At 35.1% G+C, this 16,466-nt stretch carries 16 protein-coding genes; all 16 read right to left on the bottom strand.

Going from position 1 to position 16,466, the window contains the following annotated elements; genetic code table 11:
• Window positions 1-4: 4 nt before the first annotated feature.
• Window positions 5-361 carry a YlxM family DNA-binding protein gene (gene ylxM / locus GCWU000282_RS01485; RefSeq protein ID WP_023353209.1) on the bottom strand — a complete coding sequence of 119 codons (357 nt, stop codon included), beginning with the start codon at window positions 359-361 and terminating at the stop codon, window positions 5-7.
• A gap of 135 nt (window positions 362-496) precedes the next feature.
• A complete protein-coding gene (locus GCWU000282_RS16530) occupies window positions 497-667 on the bottom strand; it encodes a hypothetical protein (RefSeq protein WP_023353211.1) in 171 nt (56 codons plus the stop codon).
• Window positions 668-705: 38 nt separating this feature from the next.
• Window positions 706-1,347, bottom strand: a complete 642-nt coding sequence (locus GCWU000282_RS01490) for an L-2-amino-thiazoline-4-carboxylic acid hydrolase (RefSeq protein ID WP_023353212.1) — start codon at window positions 1,345-1,347, stop codon at window positions 706-708.
• A gap of 70 nt (window positions 1,348-1,417) precedes the next feature.
• Window positions 1,418-1,963, bottom strand: coding sequence for a GNAT family N-acetyltransferase (locus GCWU000282_RS01495; RefSeq protein ID WP_023353213.1), 546 nt, complete (start codon window positions 1,961-1,963; stop codon window positions 1,418-1,420).
• 116 nt (window positions 1,964-2,079) lie between these two features.
• Window positions 2,080-3,342 (bottom strand): molecular chaperone DnaJ, encoded by a 1,263-nt coding sequence (gene dnaJ, locus GCWU000282_RS01500; protein ID WP_035039343.1) that lies wholly within the window; start codon window positions 3,340-3,342, stop codon window positions 2,080-2,082.
• Window positions 3,343-3,530: 188 nt separating this feature from the next.
• Window positions 3,531-5,408, bottom strand: a complete 1,878-nt coding sequence (dnaK, locus tag GCWU000282_RS01505) for a molecular chaperone DnaK (RefSeq protein WP_023353215.1) — start codon at window positions 5,406-5,408, stop codon at window positions 3,531-3,533.
• 34 nt (window positions 5,409-5,442) lie between these two features.
• The gene (grpE, locus tag GCWU000282_RS01510) at window positions 5,443-6,024 is read right to left on the bottom strand and encodes a nucleotide exchange factor GrpE (RefSeq protein WP_035038976.1); all 582 of its coding nucleotides are present in this window, start codon (window positions 6,022-6,024) and stop codon (window positions 5,443-5,445) included.
• Window positions 6,025-6,060: 36 nt separating this feature from the next.
• The gene (hrcA, locus tag GCWU000282_RS01515) at window positions 6,061-7,140 is read right to left on the bottom strand and encodes a heat-inducible transcriptional repressor HrcA (protein WP_051384103.1); all 1,080 of its coding nucleotides are present in this window, start codon (window positions 7,138-7,140) and stop codon (window positions 6,061-6,063) included.
• Between the two features lie 171 nt (window positions 7,141-7,311).
• Window positions 7,312-7,731 carry a type II toxin-antitoxin system HicB family antitoxin gene (locus GCWU000282_RS01520; protein WP_330365790.1) on the bottom strand — a complete coding sequence of 140 codons (420 nt, stop codon included), beginning with the start codon at window positions 7,729-7,731 and terminating at the stop codon, window positions 7,312-7,314.
• Between the two features lie 59 nt (window positions 7,732-7,790).
• Window positions 7,791-7,964, bottom strand: coding sequence for a type II toxin-antitoxin system HicA family toxin (locus GCWU000282_RS01525; protein ID WP_023353219.1), 174 nt, complete (start codon window positions 7,962-7,964; stop codon window positions 7,791-7,793).
• A 66-nt stretch (window positions 7,965-8,030) separates the two neighbouring features.
• Complete coding sequence (gene queA / locus GCWU000282_RS01530) at window positions 8,031-9,056, bottom strand: tRNA preQ1(34) S-adenosylmethionine ribosyltransferase-isomerase QueA (protein ID WP_023353220.1); 1,026 nt, start codon at window positions 9,054-9,056, stop codon at window positions 8,031-8,033.
• Between the two features lie 3 nt (window positions 9,057-9,059).
• Complete coding sequence (locus GCWU000282_RS01535; protein ID WP_023353221.1) at window positions 9,060-9,539, bottom strand: methylglyoxal synthase; 480 nt, start codon at window positions 9,537-9,539, stop codon at window positions 9,060-9,062.
• The gene (locus tag GCWU000282_RS01540) at window positions 9,539-10,465 is read right to left on the bottom strand and encodes a diacylglycerol/lipid kinase family protein (protein WP_023353222.1); all 927 of its coding nucleotides are present in this window, start codon (window positions 10,463-10,465) and stop codon (window positions 9,539-9,541) included. Before GCWU000282_RS01540 ends, GCWU000282_RS01535 begins: the two co-directional genes overlap by 1 nt.
• Window positions 10,466-10,483: 18 nt before the next feature.
• The gene (locus GCWU000282_RS01545; RefSeq protein WP_023353223.1) at window positions 10,484-11,575 is read right to left on the bottom strand and encodes a prephenate dehydrogenase; all 1,092 of its coding nucleotides are present in this window, start codon (window positions 11,573-11,575) and stop codon (window positions 10,484-10,486) included.
• A 138-nt stretch (window positions 11,576-11,713) separates the two neighbouring features.
• Complete coding sequence (locus tag GCWU000282_RS01550) at window positions 11,714-14,986, bottom strand: DUF5704 domain-containing protein (RefSeq protein ID WP_023353224.1); 3,273 nt, start codon at window positions 14,984-14,986, stop codon at window positions 11,714-11,716.
• Window positions 14,973-16,466 carry a hypothetical protein gene (locus GCWU000282_RS01555; RefSeq protein WP_023353225.1) on the bottom strand — a complete coding sequence of 498 codons (1,494 nt, stop codon included), beginning with the start codon at window positions 16,464-16,466 and terminating at the stop codon, window positions 14,973-14,975. Before GCWU000282_RS01555 ends, GCWU000282_RS01550 begins: the two co-directional genes overlap by 14 nt.

Genomic DNA, 16,466 nt, shown 5'->3' on the forward strand with positions numbered 1-16,466 from the left:
CCTTTTAGAATATATTTTCAAGCTTAACAAGATCTATAAGCACATTCTCTTTCAAGCTTTCATCTTTACAGGTACTGATTGTTTTTCCTATCATATCTGCTATCTGCGATATTTCTTCTGACTTTTTTATAAGCCCAAGTTTATTATCAAATTCCTCAAGCTGTTTGATACTTCTTTTTAGATTGTCGTGTACACCCTGTCTGGATATGCCTTCTGTTTCAGCTATTTCAGAAAGAGAAAGGTCTTCAAGTATATAAGCTTCCAAAAGCTTACTCTGTCCTTCTTTTAGAAGCACACCGTAATAATCAAACAATTCAGAGATTCTAAGTCTCTCATCAAGTATATCTGCTTTCTTTTCCATAATAATAAACTCACTATTTTTTTATCCTAGGGTATTTTAGCAGAAGAAAAAAGAGATGTCAAGTTTTTTTCTTGACATCAAAAAATTTATAAAATATTTTCTTTTTCCAGGTATGTTTTAATAATATTGCTTGTTTCAAAGCTGTCTTTGATAGTTCTCTTGCTCGCTCTTCCATAAAGGAATTCCTTCCTTCACTATATTTTTGTAAAACGGTAGGGTTGAATTCCATTCATTAAAATTATCCTGCTCAATCGAAATTACAGATAAGGTAACTCCAAGTTCAAGTTCATAATCATCTGCTTCCAAATATATATTCTCATATTTTTCAAATATATTATCAATAATTATTTAGGATTTTTCACTTTATCTCCAACAATCCAAAAATCACACATATCATCACCTTTAGCTAATGTTTTATCCCTATATAATTTTGCTTTTCTAACTTTAATTGTAAGATGATCTAATTCACAAAATATGGGAGTTATTTCTTCTAAGTTATTATCTTTAAAGAATTTAGCGATGGGACATTTAGTAAAATAGTAATAAACACCATCTTGATGGCTATCATCAAAATTAAATTTCCATGTTTCCGGATACTCTCCTCGATGAAGCTCTGCCCAATCAGAATTCTTATGCATAAGCTCTTTAAATTTTTTTAGATCTTTCGGATTATTATAATCTTTCTTGCCCATTAATTTTAATAAGGCGGGATCTGATAGAGTAATTCTCATTATTTCTTTCAAATCTTCAACAGTTATTTTACCTTCACTTCCCTGCATAAAAGAAAAAAACAATAGACAAAAATATAAATTAGAAGCCATAGGATTTTTAGTGCCAATATCATCAGCTTTATTTAGTAATTTTTTATATTCAACTTTAGCATTTCTAACAATCATTTCGACATCTTCATTACTATATTTTGTTTTTAAAACTTTTTTTATAAAAGGATTCATTACAAACCAATATATGGGTTTATACTTTAACATTTCCACCTCCAAATAACGATAAATTAATGTATGATATCATTAATTCTATTTTCTCTTGACATCAAAAAAATTATTTTTTATAAAATTTCTCCCTCGAAATCTCATACATTACAGCTGTACGCCAATTCCCAAGCTGGTCTTTCCAGTTATTTTCAAGAACTTCCTTTTTTACGGCTTTAATTTTGTTTTCATATACATGCTGCGCTCTTTTATTTTCTAACATTGTATCCCATTCAATCTTATTTACCTTACACACAGAATTAATTTTTTCATCAGTAAAAATAAAATCAAACAACGTGTTTATAATTACTGTACCATAGCCTTTATTCTGATATTCTTTTTCACAGATTTTCCAACCGGAATATGCAGTATCATTACCTGTTATACTATAGTTTAACTCACCTACCGGCTTTCCGTCTATTTCTATTATACAAAGCTGACTTATGTGCCCTTCATTCCTCTTGACACATTCTATTGTTTCTTCCATGCTCTGTCCCAATCCATTAGGAAAGCCGGCATGTTCCATAACACTCCCGTCATTCCACCAATGGTTGAGAATTTCTGCATCTTTAAGATTAGCACTTCTGATAACTATATTGTCTTTTTCAATTCTCATTACTATCCCCCTTTAAAATACCTTTATAAAACTTATTCTCTGTAAAATTTACAGTATATACAAATTTAGATAGCACTAAAAAGTACTATCTAAATTCAAAATAAAACTTATGATATTCATTCAAATAAATCCTTCAAATTTTCTTTAATATTATCCGCAAAACTCTTTTTCTTACCCTTGTTCTTCTTGCTCTTATCATCATCCTTTACTGCAGAGGAATCAGAAGACTTATCATCAGATTTTACATCTGCCTGATTTGCTTTAGCCCTAAATCTTGTCTCAAAAGTAGCATCAAGTTCTTCAAGTATTCTCTTCTGTTCTTTGGTAAGTGCAGCAGGAGTCTGAACTATAAAGGTAATATAGTGGTCTCCCCTAACTTCTTTATTTCTGAGAGTAGGAACACCCTTGCCTCTGAGTCTTACTCTGGAATCTGTCTGTGTGCCCGGTTTTATAGCATAAATAACATCTCCGTCAATTGTTCTTATCCTTATATCACCGCCAAGTGCAGCCTGAGTGAATGAAATAGGTACTGATGAGTAAATGTCAAAGCCATTTCTCCGGAAATTAGGATGTGAAGGTACATGTACTTCCACAAGTAAATCTCCGCGTGGACCTCCATTTACACCCGGTTCGCCCTTATCCCTGATTCTGATAGCCTGTCCGTCATCTATGCCGGCAGGAATATCTACTTCAATAGTCTTACGCCTTGTAATATAACCCGTACCACGACAATCAGGACATTTATCTTTAACAATTTTACCCGTTCCATGACAATCAGGACAGGTCTGAACATTACGCACCATACCAAAAAGAGATTGCTGAGTAAAGGTAACCTGACCTGAACCACCACATTTGCTACAGGTTACAGGAGTTGTTCCTGCCTTTGCACCACTTCCATGACAGGTACCACATTCTTCCTTCATATCAAGGGTAATTTCTTTCTTACAGCCCTTCACAGCTTCATCGAAATTAATTCTCAGACTGTAGTGGATATTATCTCCTTTTTGAGGGCTGTTACTACGCTTTCTGCCTCCGCCTCCAAAAAAGTCAAACCCACCTGCTCCACCACCGCCTCCAAAGAAGCTTCCAAAGATGTCACCAAGGTCTATATCTCCAAAGTCAAAACCACCTGTACCACCGTCTCCATTACTGAATGCCGCATGTCCGAACTGGTCGTATTGTCTTCTCTTTTCATCATCACTAAGTACTGCATAAGCCTCAGAAGCTTCCTTAAATTTTGCTTCAGCTTCCTTATTACCCGGATTAGCATCAGGGTGATACTTCTTAGCCAGTACCCTATAAGCTTTTTTCAAATCATCAGCAGATGCATTCTTAGCTACACCAAGAACCTCGTAATAATCTCTTTTCTGATCTGCCATATTTAACCCACTTTCATTATTTATATTTAAACTCATATAATTCACCCTAAGAACCACAAATAATTATTTCACTGTAACAAATGACACTGTCTTTATCTGTGGTAAAGTGTGATTTTATTTATGCTTAATGCCAATATGGGGCTGTCACCTCAATTTTAGTGCGACAGCCCGTTTTTAATTTTAAATCATTATACTTCTCTGTAATCTCCGTCAACAACATCATCATTGTTTCCGCTGTCAGATGTAGTCTGACCTGCCTGTCCGCTCATATCAGGACCGGCTCCGGCATTTCCTGCGGCACCCTGTGACTGCTCATAAACCTTCGTAAAGAGGCTCTGTGCACTAGCCATAAGCTTTTCTTTAGCAACTTTAATCTTATCAATATCTTCATCAGATATGCTATCAGCAGGAGTTGCCTCAAGAATATCCTTAAGTGCTTTAAGGTCAGCCTCTACAGAACTCTTGTCAGAATCAGCAATCTTATCGCCTACATCCTTAAGAGCCTTCTCTGTCTGGAATACCATTGCATCAGCATCATTTCTTGCATCGATTCCTTCCTTACGCTTCTTGTCCTGAGCCTCATATTCAGCAGCTTCTTTAACAGCCTTATCTATATCGGCATCACTCATATTTGAACCTGCTGTAATTGTAATATGCTGCTCTCTGCCTGTTCCTAGGTCCTTAGCAGAAACATTTACAATACCGTTAGCATCTATATCAAAAGTAACTTCAATCTGAGGGATTCCTCTTGGAGCAGGAGCAATTCCGTCAAGTCTGAACTGTCCGAGGCTCTTGTTATCTTTTGCAAACTGTCTCTCACCCTGAACTACATTGATATCAACCGCAGACTGGTTATCTGCCGCTGTTGAGAATACCTGACTCTTTCTTGTAGGAATTGTTGTATTTCTCTCAATAAGTCTGGTAGCAACACCGCCCATTGTCTCAATAGAAAGTGAAAGTGGGGTTACATCGAGGAGAAGTATGTCGCCCGCACCTGCATCGCCGGCAAGCTTACCACCCTGGATGGAAGCACCTATAGCTACACACTCATCAGGGTTAAGACTCTTACTTGGTTCTTTACCTGTAAGCTGTGCAACCTTAGCCTGTACAGCAGGGATACGTGTAGAACCACCAACAAGAAGCACTTTGCCTATATCATTTGCAGTAAGTCCTGCATCCTTGAGTGCATTCTGAACAGGAGCCGCTGTTCTTTCAACTATGTCGTGTATAAGCTCTTCAAACTTAGCTCTTGTAAGGTCAAGTTCAAAATGCTTAGGTCCTTCTGATGTAGCTGTAATGAAAGGAAGATTAATATTGGTTGTGGTTGAAGAAGAAAGTTCCTTCTTAGCCTTCTCAGCAGCTTCTCTAAGTCTCTGAAGAGCCATTTTATCTGTAGAAAGGTCTACACCTTCTTTATTCTTAAAATCTGAAATAAAGTAATTAGTAATTACATTATCTACATCATCACCACCAAGTTTGGTGTCACCGTTTGTTGAAAGAACTTCGATAACTCCGTCACCGATATCAATGATAGATACATCGAAAGTACCTCCGCCAAGGTCATAAACCATAATTTTCTGCTCTTTTTCATTATCAAGACCATAGGCAAGAGCTGCTGCTGTAGGCTCATTGATAATACGCTTTACATCAAGACCTGCTATCTTGCCTGCGTCTTTGGTAGCCTGTCTTTGTGCATCATTGAAGTAAGCAGGAACGGTAATAACCGCATCAGTTACCTTCTCACCGAGATAAGCCTCTGCATCAGCCTTAAGCTTCTGAAGAATCATAGCTGAAATTTCCTGTGGGCTGTATGACTTACCATCAATATTTACCTTATAATCAGTTCCCATATGTCTTTTAATAGAAGAAATTGTTCTGTCTGCATTGGTTACTGCCTGACGCTTAGCTGTCTCACCTACAAGACGCTCACCGTTTTTTGTAAATGCCACAACTGAAGGAGTTGTACGAAGCCCTTCTGCATTTGTAATAACTACAGGCTGTCCACCTTCCATAACAGAAACACATGAATTTGTTGTACCTAAATCAATACCAATTATTTTACTCATAATATTTACCTCACTTTTAATGTTATATTTAAATTTAGTTAACTACCTTTACCATACTAGGTCTTACCACACTTTCCTTATACATATAGCCTTTTTGCATTTCTTCGGCAACAATGTTCTCGCCTAAGCTCTCATCCTCGCCATGCATTACCGCATTATGTATTTCAGGATTAAATTCTTTACCGACCGCTTCTATAGGAGCAACTCCCGCATCCATAAGGCACTGCATAAGTTGTTTATAAACCTTGTCTATACCCTGTGCAAAAGCTCCTTCCTTTTCTTCATCGGAAAGACTTGCAAGGCCTCTTTCAAAATTATCTATAACAGGAAGAATTTTCTCTACAATTCCTTTTGCACCAAGGTCGAACATCTGTGATTTTTCTTTCTCTGTACGCTTTCTATAATTGTCAAACTCGGCCATCTGGCGCATTACCCTGTCATTTAAGTCATCAATTTTCTTTTTGTATTCTTCCTCTTTTGATGCCTCCCGTTCTTCTTTTACCTTGTTTAATTCTTTTTCATCTAAGGATCCTTCAGAAACTGTTTCGTTCTCTTCTACCACCTCAGTATTAACCTTTTCTGCTTCCTTTTCAGAATGTTTCTTTTTTACTTTCACAGTCTCCCACCTTTCCCTATGTGTCACTTACATCGTTTATGTTTTTTTCATATCTATAAGTTTAATTGCTTTAGTACTTGTATCTTTGCTCTGATGCTTAAATATCACATCAAGCTGTTTCATAAGATTCTTAAGTGTACTTACAACCTTTGCATAATCCATGCGCTTAGGTCCTACAATACCAATCTTACCATAGACTCCTTCTTCTATCTCATAAGTTGCTGTAACCACCGAGCAGTCTTTAAGACTTTCCACATTTGTATCATTTCCTATATATACCTGAATACCATCATCATTACCGTCATCCATCTTATCTGTGAGTAATGCAGACAGTTCTTTTTTTTCCTCAATGGTATACAACAGTTTTTGCATATTGTCATTGTCATTAAGTTCAGGATACTTAAGAATATTGGTAGCACCGCTGGTATATATCTTAAGTGAATCATCATCTGAAAATACCGAGCCGATTGCATCTATAATTCTTCCGACCAGATTTACGTATTCGCCTGCCTGCTCTTTCATTTTTGCAATGATTCCGATATTTATATCTTTCATATTTAGCCCTGCAAGAAATGAATTAAGCATTATATTAAGTTTTAGAAGCAGGCTTTTTTCAACCGGCTCATCCAGCCTTATTATTGTATTTTTAACTGCATTTTTTTCTAATACAACAACAATGAGAAGGTTTACTTCATCAATTTCCGAAAGCTGAATAAATTTTATATTGTTACTCTCATACTTAGGCGCAGACACCATTGTGGTATAATTTGTATTCATAGCAAGTAAATTTGCCACCTGTTGTAAAAGAGTTTCAAGTTTATCTGACTTTTCAATCAAATCCTTCTTAAGATTATCTTCTTCCTTTTCCTTAGTCTGCATCAGTGAGTCAACATAAAGTCTGTAAGCCTTATCTGAAGGTATTCTTCCTGCTGAAGTATGAGGTTTTACCAGATACCCCATATCTTCAAGATCTGACATCTCATTTCTGATTGTTGCAGAACTTAGTTTTAATTCGGAAAGCTTTGAAATAGTCCGGGAGCCAACAGGTTCACCTGTCTCAAGATAGTTCTTGATGACAGCCTTAAGTATCTCAAGCTTTCGTTCGTCAAGTTCCATCTCATCACTCCTTTTCTTTCTCGTTATTAGCACTCGTTTGATTAGAGTGCTAACATCTATTAGTAAGATACCACCATTAAATAAATTTGTCAACAGGAAAATGCAATAATTTTTGTGTATTATTTGTGTTCATTGACACCCTAATCCTATTACATAAAAAAGCACCCCCTTTCAGAGTGCCTTTAACATTTCTTCTTTTTGAACATATTTTAATAATTGCTTATCTTTTGAAATATTCAATTTTTCTTTTAGTGCTTCTTGTAATACTGCTGAGAAATTTATATTTGCCTTTTCAGCTTCATAACAAAGCCAGGATGGTAAGGTACAGTTCTTTTTCACTGTTTTTGTTTCATTTTTTCGCCTGTAATCATCAAAATCAACATCAATAAAAGTTTTAATTTGTCCTTTTTTGATTTTAATCTCATCATAATTTGATGGTTCAGGTATTTTTCTACCTTCATCTTCCAAGGTTACTCCTAACATGCTTATTGCATCTCTTGCCATTTCTATAGCTTTTGGTATATTTTCTCCTTGTGTTCCACTATCAAAATCAGGAAAATATACCACAACAAAATCATTACCTTCTTCCATTATTACCGGATATACTCTTTTCATATACTAATATAATGAAACTTCAGGATGTACAAGAACTATTCCAGCCCTTGCCTCTTTATAATGGCTTTTGCCAATTGCTCTGCAATCTCTTTATGTCTTGGAATTGTCTCCATCTTTTCATTTTTGCAATATATATCATGTCCACTTCCATGCCTAAGCAAACTCCAACCATTCTTTTCCAATAGTTTTATTAAATCCCTTCGTTTCACTCTTTCCTCCCTTCAATATATATTATACGCATTTAATGCGTACTTGTCAAAGAGATTTTAATAATATTATATAAGTATCATAGCATCCCCAAAAGAAAAGAACCTGTATATTTCCTTTACCGCAGTCTCATAAGCCGAAAGTACCCTTTCCTTACCTGCAAAAGCTGAGACGAGCATGACCAGTGTTGATTCGGGAAGATGAAAGTTGGTTATAAGCCCATCCATCACCTTAAATTTATAACCCGGATATATGAAGATATCTGTTTCTCCAGTTTTAGCTGACATCAGGCCATTCTCATCAGCTACAGACTCAATCGTTCTGCAGCTTGTTGTCCCTACACAGATAACCCTTCCGCCATTCTTCTTAGTTTCATTTATAATGTCAGCCGCTTCCTTATTTACCTCATACCACTCCGTATGCATATGGTGATTATTTACATCCTCTACCTTTACCGGTCTGAAAGTACCCAAACCAACGTGCAGGGTAATACTTGCTATTCTCACTCCCTTATGTCTGATTTTTTCAAGCAACTCATTAGTAAAATGTAAACCCGCGGTAGGAGCTGCTGCCGAACCGTCAAACTTGGCATAAACTGTCTGATACATTTCCTTGTCTTCAAGTTTATGTGTAATATAAGGAGGCAACGGCATTTCACCAAGAGAATCAAGTATTTCCTCAAAAATCCCTTCATAATAGAATTTAACCAGCCTGTTACCTTCTTCCGCTATTTCAAGTATTTCAGCTTTTAGCCTGCCATCTCCAAATGTAACCCTTGCTCCCGGTCTTAGTTTCTTACCCGGTTTTACCAAGGATTCCCATATATCATTTTCCCGCCTTTTAAGAAGCAGAATTTCAACCTTACCACCTGTGCCTTCTTTTTCTCCAATGAGTCTTGCAGGTATAACTCTTGTATTATTTATTACCAGGCAATCCCCCGGATTAAGATAGTCTATAACATCGCTGAATATTTTATGCTCTAACTTATCCGTTTTTCTGTCTAAAACTAGAAGTCTTGATGCCGTTCTATCCTCTAAAGGATCCTGCGCTATTAACTCCTCAGGTAATTCATAAAAAAAATCACTGGTTTTCATATACTATAAAGTCCTCGCCCTATCCTCTATATTCTTATTAAAATTGATTATCTTGTGGTCATATTCTTTATCTATAAGAGTTGAATTAATCATAAAATCAGCCGTAGCCTTATTGGTGGCAATAGGAATATCATATACCTGACAGATTCTGAGAAAAGCCTTTACATCCGGATCATGAGGCTGGGCAGCAAGAGGATCTGAAAGGAAAATAACAAAGTCAATCTTCCCTTCAACAATTTTAGCTCCTATCTGCTGATCTCCTCCTAGCGGTCCGCTATTATAGCCTCTCACGGGAAGCCCCGTTGCTTCTGTTATCATTCTTGCCGTAGTTCCTGTTCCTGAAAGAAAATGCTTAGCAAGAACTGACTTATTTTCCAAACACCATTCAATAATTTCTTTTTTCTTGCCATCATGTGCTATAAGAGCAATATTTTTCTGTTTTCCTATTGTTAAAGTTATAAAATCATTATTCATATTTTCCATTATTTACCACTCCTTACCTTTACTGTTAATGCCTGTTTATGATTATCTATACGAACTATCTGATGTGAACCGCCTGCTTCCCCGTCGAGAGTCCACTGTAAATTTTCCTCAGCTTCTATATTAATACTGCCGGAATGAAAATGATAGATATTATCCGTCTTCATATCCATAAGAATAAATGAATTGATTATATTCTGCAAGTCTAGAGGCGTTTTAGGATTCTTTACGAAAATAGCATCAAACTCACCATCATCCAGATATACCTCAGGTCCTGTTATACCCTTAAATCCTCCGACCGATTTCGAGTTAGCAACCATACCAAATATGAAATCATCTTCAATCTCATTGCTGTCATAAGAGATTTTTAAATGATAAGGTCGTATTTTCTGTAGACTTTTAACCCCTTCAAGAAAATATGCCGCTTTGCCTATTACATTTTTTACATCCTGCGAAGTTTCATAAGACACCTCCGTAAATGCCCCAAAAGCCGCTACATAGGTAAAATAGCTGTGAAAACCGCCTTCATCCCCTACACTGAAGGAACCGATATCTACTGATTTTTCTTTACCTGTTACTATTACATAGACAGCATCTATTATATCCTTAGGTATATCAAGGCTTGTGGCAAAATCATTTACAGTCCCTACCGGTATATAGCCTACAACGGGAATGTTTTGTCCACTATTTTTTGCTTCCATCAGCCCCCTTGCAACTTCATTAAATGTACCGTCTCCACCGGCACAGACAAGCAAATCGTAATTATTAGCTTCATTTTTAGCCATATCAGCCGCATCACCGCATTTAGCTGTAGGAAACACTCTTATATCATATCTTTTGGCAGACAGGCTTTCTAAAATAAAGGAAATTTCCTTTCTGATATTTCCCTTACCGGAATTAGGATTATATATAAATAAAAGTTTGGACATAAGCACTGACCTCCCTCTTTAGTCAAATATCCTGTAATTTCTCTCCTTTATGGCTACAATGGCTGCTTCTTTAGAATGGCTGTCATAAAACTCTATCCTGAGCACTCCATCTAAAAACTCCCTAGTATGAGCTATTCCCATATTTTTAATACTGATTCCTTTTGCTGCAAGAATAGATGCCATAATTGCTATCGAACCCGGCTCATCAGGCACATATAATAGTATTTCGTGTGATACAGCCATATTGCTTTTTCTAAGTGGCAATGAATCTCTGTAATCTTTATTGTTTTCAAAGAACTCATAGAGCTGATTCTCATTTTTTTCTGAAATCAATTCTTTAATTTCTCTTAATTTCTCAATATACTTATCTAAAAATTCAGAAATACTTTCTTTATTGGATAGACAAATGTCTCTCCACATAGCCGGCGAGGAAGAGGCTATTCTGGTTATATCTCTAAATCCCCCTGCTGCAAGCATGGATAATAAGCCATTTTCCTCATCTGCCTTAGCAACCACACCTACCAAAGATGAGGCAACTACGTGCGGAACATGGCTTATAGCTGCTGTTATATAATCGTGCTTTTTTGCATCTATAATTACCGGGACAGCTTTGGTTTCTTCAACCAACCCCTTCAAATTCTCAAGTTTTTCTGCATCTGTACCTTCAAACGGGGTTAAGATATAGTATGCATTTTCAAATAAAGTTACGCTTGCATTCGAATACCCTGTTTTTTCAGAGCCTGCCATAGGATGACCGCCTATGAACTGACTTGTGAGTCCAAGCTTTTCAGCCTCTTTTGCAATATCTCCCTTCACACTGCCGACATCAGTAATTACACAATCTTTTTTTATTATATCTTTCAACTGATTAAGGTAAGAAATATTTGACAACACAGGAGCTGAAAGCAAAATTATATCACAATCTGAAAGTTCTGCAATATCAGTAACTATCTCATTCAGAACACCATCTTCTTTAGCTCTTAACAGTTCTTTATTCACATCTTTCTTATAATTATAAGCTATAAACACATAAGAAGGATGTTTCTTTCTCCATATCTTTGCAAGTGAGCCACCAATAAGTCCAAAGCCAATAAATCCTATTTTCTGCATAAAATTCTCCAAACCTACCAAGTATAGATATCAGATACTTTAACCGGTAATGCAGACTTGCTTTGACTGTTGTGTCGGTCAAAGCTTGCATTACAATATAAAAATGATAGCCTCAACCTCCTGTTTTGTCAATGCCCTTTAGTATACCTTTTTTACTTCCGCTCTCCTTTCCTGCCATATTTTCTTTGATAAATCATAAACTAATAAATCTCCATCCGCAAATTTTAGTTCACTGCCATCTGTCTTGTACTTCCTTCTGTCCGTAGTTTCATACTTCCAATTATTAAAATATCCATCCTTCTCATTGTCAGGATTAGTGTAACTTAGGATTTTAACTCCGTCCTTCAGAGTTGAAATATCTGCTGAAACAACCAGCCATCCACTTTTTATCCAAAATCCTTCATCAAAATATATGGAAAAATGTTTTTTCAAATATCCCTCTAAATTAAATCCTTTTTTACATACATATATTCTTTCAGGCAGAGCATATTCCCCTGTCCATCTCTGTATATATGCATTGCTTCCTGTAGCTAACAACTGCCTTGGCAAAAGCTCTCTGTCATACCTGTATAAGCCTATACCTCCGTCTGAAACCTTAATATAATGAAGGTTTTCTTTATCTTTCTTGCTGCCAATCTTTATCAGACCAAGTTTCTTATTTTCTTTCTGCGATACTTCTTCATAATAAACATCAACAGGTATCTTATTACCTGTAGTTTCATCAAGCAGGGAGAAATCAAGGTCCATTCTTATACCGTAAGGCTCATTATAATAATTTCCTATTGTGGTCATAGCAAAGGCTACAGCATATCCCTTTTTAAATGAGCCTTCATTCTTAAACTTTTTGTTATCTCCTTCAAGTAATGGCAGACTCTTAAGTCTGACTCCCTCGTTCAGAATAAAACTCCCATCCTCTTTTTCCCACATTGTCGTATTTTTAACATTTAACAGAGTAAAATCCATCAGTCTTCCGCTTACTTCGACTTTTATCTTATTCTCTGCAATATAATTCTCCATTGCCAGATTTGCATAAGCTTCCGGTTTAGAATTTGAACCCGGCAAATAATTTATTGCAAAAGTTCTTACCATTATTGTATATTTTCCTTCATCTACCGTCATAGGCAAACGGAAATTAGTATTACCGGTAATTACTATAGGTGTATTTGCAGGATATAATCTTTCACCAAGCATTACATCAAATGGGAAAATAACTTCTTTTTTAAGTGTATATTTCGCATAGTCTCTATCTCCATATCCCTTGATGTCCAAGTGATTGCCGGTTGTTAATATGTCAATATCAAAATCCTTTTCAAGCACCAATTGAAACAGGGCTTTATCAGGATTTATAAGCTGACACCATTTCTTTGCATCATTTATATTGTAGTCGCAGACCACAGGTGTATGTACCGCCACAGGGTTTACGTAATCTATGTCAAACTCAAGGCTGTTATCCCCCTCCGGATTTATACTGTCGGCAAGGACATAAAATACCTTTCCGCTACTTTCATAAATATCATTTTGTATCTGATTTTCCATACTTTTACCAAATTCATATAAGACCTTATTCTCTGTCATTTTCCCTTTAGAAGCAGGTTTATTTGGCTTAGGTGCGGATTTTCTGACAAAGCTGTCATCCATAATAATTTTGCCGTCAATAACAAGCCTGTCATTTTTAACAACGGGATAACCTATCTGAGTTTCTATCTCAGGTTTTGGATTGTAAGGCGGTATGATTAACCCGTTTGCAGACCTTACTCCAAGATTTATCGTTTTCAAGCTCTCCGGTGGCGGTTTTATATGATCATCTTCCGATAAATTGGTTAAATACTCTATTTTAGGCGGAATATATCCGTTAGGCAACATCTTAATCCCGGTATCCGGTATCGCATTATTATATAAAACTGCTCCATCCAAAGTATATACTTCCAGATTATCAATATACCAATAAGAGTACTTCCTTTTAACAGTAGTGGTATAGTCTACCCTGCTGATTGCGGTATGATGTTTAATTTTTTTGCCGGTACCCGTAGTCCAGCTGAGTCTCCAATTTACATAGCTTTTTACATTATAAAATTTCTCACCTTTTTTGTTCTTAAACCGGTATTTTAACAGATAGTTTTCCGTAATAACATTTTTATAGTAATATTCACTTACCGGAATTCCTTTTTCTATTTCAAAGGGAGAATCTTCAAGAGTTCCTGAACCAATTATCCCCGATGGCTCCGGATCCTCTAACTCGTTTGACATTTCTGCCTCTTCCTCAGTTATCTTTGGTGGTGGTCCTTCATATATTCCTACAACCATAGAATTTTCATTCCCAAGAACCACCTTCTGCTCACTTGCTTTTTCTCCTGTTTTTTTATTTTGAGAAACAGATGGAGTTGCTTCTTCCCGGAACTCGCTTGAAATTAGTTTATACTTTATTTTCTTTTTATTTTTTGTAACCGTTATTTCTTTGGGCAGAGTTATGGTTGCTTCGTCACCAAAATGTTTCTGTATATCATTCTCTATAAGATTAGGTCCTTTATCTTTTTGTTTAAAATAATAATGTGGATTAGTTAATCTTTTTTCGCCAACATCGACTTCTTTAGCCTTAATCTTATTGATTTTAATACTCGAACTATCTCCCAATAACACTCCGTTTTTATCAACATATTTCACCATTACATTGGAAAATATATCATATACAATTTCATGGTTATAATAATCTTTATTCAACCACTGCTTTATAGCAGCTTCACTCCAATATTCTGCCCCACGTATTTTATCAATATCAGTTAAATCATTTTTTCTTATTCTTTTTACTACATCCAGTCTGCTATCATATTCATATTTTACGCCATTTACATATATATACTTACCATCAGGCTTTTCAAAATCTTTTTTATTTTTCCTCCTAAAAGCATCAATTACCTTCTTTCTTGTAGAAACATCTTCTATTACTTCATAAGTTTCAAAAAAAGTATCTATATATAGCTTCTTATCACCTTTTTTATACTTTTCTACAAGTTTAGAATAAAATGCTTTATTGGCTATAATTTGATTTTTTATATATTGGCCTGAAAGTTTATTTTCTACATTATATTTACCATTTCGGGGTTTACCTTCATTTGCAGTAACCGTCAAATCATTTATGTAAAGTTTAATCATTGGTGTTCTTCTTCTAAGAGGATAACCTAAATTGTCTTTAGAAGAAGGCTCTAAAGATATATAATATCCTTTCGGTTGCCATCTAATATTGGTTTTAGCCTTAATTGCAGAAGAAAACCAAGCTATGTCTCCACTGTTTTTATCTATTATAAAATCCATATCCGATTTAACCATTACTGCATACATAAAAAATGTACACAGTAATACAAGAAATGCAATCATGTATTTTACTTTACTTTTTTTCTTTCTATTTCCAACCATATAACACCCAATCTATGTCTGGATTATACCAAAGTTTATCTTTAGATGTTATTCTAAACTGTTTAAGTATGTGTTTCTTTCTTAAATGTCTTGTAGTGTTGTTAAAATAACATTCATTAACCCACTTCCAAGGGTATCCTGGAACTCTAAAAGAATTGTGATTTATTTCAGGAAAAGTCACACAATATACACCTTCAATCCATTTACCCAATTTTACCTTTTCTCTATAATTTTTAGATATTCCCCAACCTGCATTATTAATCATGCTTCCATATATTATCTTATCTAAATTTTTATCCAAATTTTTGCATGAAATTATTCTAAATCTCATATATGTATGAAAACAAGGTTTATAATTATTACGATATACCGCACTTCCTTCTATAATTGAGGGTTCTGCTTCTACTATAATTTTATTTTTCTTTACAAATTTTATATATTCATCTATTTCTTTTTTTATTCCTTCTAAATTTTCATTCTCATCATAATCAGATTTATAATATGAAATTAATTCATCCCGCCATTTTTTACCAATTTTCTTATAATTAATATTCATTCTTACATCTTGCAATTTTCTTACTCTATCAGCTTTATCATATACATTATATGGATAATAATCTATCATATCTTCATAAACAGCTTTAGGTTTATCATAGAATTCATGTATTTTTACTAAAAAGTTAGCATGATTTTCATAAGTAAATCTCGTTTCATAGAATGAATTCGGAAAAGCAGCAAGTATATATTTATACTCCGATGCGTTTACCGGTAAATTAGTCTTTCTTATCAATTGACCATCTCGACTCATAGGATATCTTTTATCTGAATTATAAACTCTATCAATGGCTTTCTTTATATCATTTATGCTTACCTTCCTTTTAGGTTCAATATTCCTTTTTTGAGAGTATTTCCCTAATGATTTACCAATAATAATACCTTTTCTTAATGTAGTTACCAGATCCCATTTATGTATATTATCAGCCTTATCTAAATCATATATTCTCCCATAATTTTTTATTCCATTTCTTTCTTTTATTTCTTTTTCTAAGATTGTATCTTCACCTGTAGATAAATCACCATAAGATAACCACTTTCCATCAGAATATAAAACCTTTCCTTTTTTATCTACAACTTGATAATTTGAGCCATCATCTTTAAGAACTATAGCTTTATCTTCTCCTATAAATCGCATAATGGCCACACAAACCGATGAAAGCTTCTCCACCGTAACCTTATCCTCAGGAGATGCCAGATACTCCAATCCTTCAATTCCAAACTTATTTAATCCCTGCTTCTTTCCTTCAAAGCTATTGTCCTCAAGCACACCTAAATTAGTCAACTCTGCAAGATAATCCACAACCTGACCTGCTGTGCATCCTTCAGCCGCAAATACTTTATACTTGTGAACTCCTGAAAACATAAATATCAAAGTAATAAGTGCATTAATAAAAACTACTTTTCTAAAATTGAATTTTTTCAT

The organism is Catonella morbi ATCC 51271 (assembly GCF_000160035.2).
Lineage (GTDB): Bacteria > Bacillota > Clostridia > Lachnospirales > Lachnospiraceae > Catonella > Catonella morbi.

Coding starts and splice junctions, on each gene's coding strand:
- dnaJ (WP_035039343.1), bottom strand. CDS start 3,342: ATGGCAGATCAGAAAAGAGATTATTACGAGGTTCTTGGTGTAGCTAAG.
- GCWU000282_RS01550 (WP_023353224.1), bottom strand. CDS start 14,986: ATGGTTGGAAATAGAAAGAAAAAAAGTAAAGTAAAATACATGATTGCA.
- GCWU000282_RS01555 (WP_023353225.1), bottom strand. CDS start 16,466: ATGAAAAAATTCAATTTTAGAAAAGTAGTTTTTATTAATGCACTTATT.
- GCWU000282_RS01520 (WP_330365790.1), bottom strand. CDS start 7,731: ATGGAAGAAGGTAATGATTTTGTTGTGGTATATTTTCCTGATTTTGAT.
- GCWU000282_RS01545 (WP_023353223.1), bottom strand. CDS start 11,575: ATGCAGAAAATAGGATTTATTGGCTTTGGACTTATTGGTGGCTCACTT.
- GCWU000282_RS01535 (WP_023353221.1), bottom strand. CDS start 9,539: ATGGAAAATATGAATAATGATTTTATAACTTTAACAATAGGAAAACAG.
- GCWU000282_RS01540 (WP_023353222.1), bottom strand. CDS start 10,465: ATGTCCAAACTTTTATTTATATATAATCCTAATTCCGGTAAGGGAAAT.
- ylxM (WP_023353209.1), bottom strand. CDS start 361: ATGGAAAAGAAAGCAGATATACTTGATGAGAGACTTAGAATCTCTGAA.
- queA (WP_023353220.1), bottom strand. CDS start 9,056: ATGAAAACCAGTGATTTTTTTTATGAATTACCTGAGGAGTTAATAGCG.
- dnaK (WP_023353215.1), bottom strand. CDS start 5,408: ATGAGTAAAATAATTGGTATTGATTTAGGTACAACAAATTCATGTGTT.
- GCWU000282_RS01490 (WP_023353212.1), bottom strand. CDS start 1,347: ATGTTAAAGTATAAACCCATATATTGGTTTGTAATGAATCCTTTTATA.
- GCWU000282_RS01495 (WP_023353213.1), bottom strand. CDS start 1,963: ATGAGAATTGAAAAAGACAATATAGTTATCAGAAGTGCTAATCTTAAA.
- hrcA (WP_051384103.1), bottom strand. CDS start 7,140: ATGGAACTTGACGAACGAAAGCTTGAGATACTTAAGGCTGTCATCAAG.